The 1,313-nt window shown below is 57.7% G+C and carries 3 protein-coding genes; all 3 read right to left on the bottom strand.

Translation table 11 applies throughout. The features are described from left to right. Positions 1-243 precede the first annotated feature (243 nt). Positions 244-462: a DUF982 domain-containing protein gene (locus AAAB35_RS10330; RefSeq protein ID WP_340668194.1), complete on the bottom strand. Its 219-nt coding sequence runs from the start codon at positions 460-462 to the stop codon at positions 244-246. Positions 463-490: 28 nt separating this feature from the next. Continuing rightward, entirely contained in the window at positions 491-763 is a 273-nt protein-coding gene (locus AAAB35_RS10325) for a hypothetical protein (RefSeq protein WP_340668193.1), read from the bottom strand. A gap of 185 nt (positions 764-948) precedes the next feature. Continuing rightward, positions 949-1,313: hypothetical protein (locus tag AAAB35_RS10320; protein ID WP_340668192.1), on the bottom strand; the 365-nt coding region annotated here is incomplete at its 5' end.

Raw genomic sequence — 1,313 nt, 5'->3', positions numbered from 1 at the left:
GCTCCAGAGTGCTCGGGTTCAGGGTCAAATCGACCCTATGCGGGGGCACTACCTGAGCATTGCGTAGAGCATTCAACCGAGTCCGTTTGGTTAGTTTGGCCGAAATATGGGGAACGTTGGTCATTATTATTTTCCAATCCGAAAGGTGTGCCGTCAAGCTAACCGTGGCGGTCACAATCTGTTCCACGCATGCGAAGTTTCCGGGTGCGTAGTTCGCCATTCCACAGCTACGGGCGGGCTGGCCTATGCCGTCCTGAAGGCAACTTTTGCTTCCAGAGCTGCATGGAGGAAAGCGGTCTGGGCTTCTTCTTGGGTGACCATGCCTGTCGCGGTGCCGGCGCAAGTCTCCATCGCCATTAAGAAGGCCGTCCCACCCGCGACAAGGGCGTCTTCGGCTGAGGCAATGATGTGAGACGCGTTGATACCCTCGACGATTACGACAACCCATCCCGGTGCTGACACAGATACTCCGATTCACTCAGGAGGATAGCTATGCTGTCGACATCTTGCGGCGCATCACGCTGCCCGAGGTTCCAGGCCATTCGGCAATCGAATGGTCTGGAATTCGGGCGAGGAGCACGTCACGCAATTCCGCCGACGTTATCGATGGACACGCGGAAATCACTTCCAGTGCGAGTGTCGTGGCCGCACGTGCAAGATGACCTTCGGGGTCGGCCTGGCGGTTGAGGCACCACGCGTGAATGCTGCAGGTCAAGATATCGAGATGCTCGTCTGTAAGGTCGACGTGGGTGAAGAAATTCATGGTACGGCTCCCGCCTGAGGCAAGAGCACATATGATCTCCCAATCGACTCTGCCCGGAAAGAATGGGCCGACCCACAGATAATACGCCTTTGCACCCTCCGTGGACAGACATTTATCGACCCGTACGGTGGCGCACGGTTGCCCGCGGTTCTGGATGTTGGCCCGAGGCGCGTGATTTTCGATGCTCACCTCGACAGATGCCTTGCCATCAAGCGGGCGCCCTTGTGCCCACACTTGCACCGTATGAGGCCTGCGACTTGGCCCAGCGTCACTTCCTTCCCAACCTTCTTCTGTATCCCCCAGCGATCGATTGGCTTCCGTCGATTGCACTCCGGACATAGAGCAAACAGCGCCTCATACTGCGCCAGTTCGCCGAGCGTTCTTTCGTGATCGGCCTTAGGCGGTGGCGCCTCAATGCCCAGCATCTTCTCTGCTGAGCTGTCGTACCTGATCTGGCACTTGTCGTTGAACGGCGCATCGTGTCCACGATTGCAGCCAAACTCGCTTGCGAAGTCATGGCGAAGTTCCGGCAGCGCAAAGACATGTGGCC

The organism is Phyllobacterium sp. (genome assembly GCF_037994425.1).
Taxonomy (GTDB): domain Bacteria; phylum Pseudomonadota; class Alphaproteobacteria; order Rhizobiales; family Rhizobiaceae; genus Phyllobacterium.
This window is presented reverse-complemented; position numbering and strand designations above follow the sequence as displayed.

Coding starts and splice junctions, on each gene's coding strand:
- AAAB35_RS10325 (WP_340668193.1), bottom strand. CDS start 763: ATGAATTTCTTCACCCACGTCGACCTTACAGACGAGCATCTCGATATC.